1 protein-coding gene is annotated in these 419 nt (G+C 55.1%); it reads right to left on the bottom strand.

Annotation, left to right across the window (positions count from 1 at the left end; all coding sequences use genetic code 11):
- Positions 1-419, bottom strand: a 419-nt coding sequence (locus tag Q4563_RS16440; RefSeq protein ID WP_303605246.1) for an ATP-binding cassette domain-containing protein, incomplete at both ends; no start/stop codon positions are given.

Genomic DNA, 419 nt, shown 5'->3' with positions numbered 1-419 from the left:
GTTTGTAACAGATCGATAATCAGCCGGGATTCTTCATGGCCCATTCCGGCCATGGGTTCATCCAGCAGCAACATCTCCGGATCGAGGGCCAGCGTGGTGGCAATTTCCAGGGCGCGCTTGCGGCCATAAGACAAATCCACCGTCACCACCCGCGCAAAATCCTGTAATCCCACAGACTCCAGTAACTGCTCTGCCCGTTCGTTCAAGCGGTCTAATACCGACTCCGGTTTCCAGAAATGAAAGCTGTTGCCTTCCCGTTGCTGCAACGCAACCCGGACATTTTCCAGCACCGTCAAATTGGGGAATACCGCCGAAATCTGGAAGGAGCGCACCAGCCCCTGACGGGCAATGGCTGACGACTCAATCGCAGTAATATCACGGCCGTTAAACAGGATGGTGCCGGAGATGGGGCTCAGATA

The organism is Gilvimarinus sp. 1_MG-2023, assembly GCF_030548285.1.
Note: the sequence above shows the minus strand (reverse complement) of the source record. Positions and strands in the feature narration are given on the sequence as shown.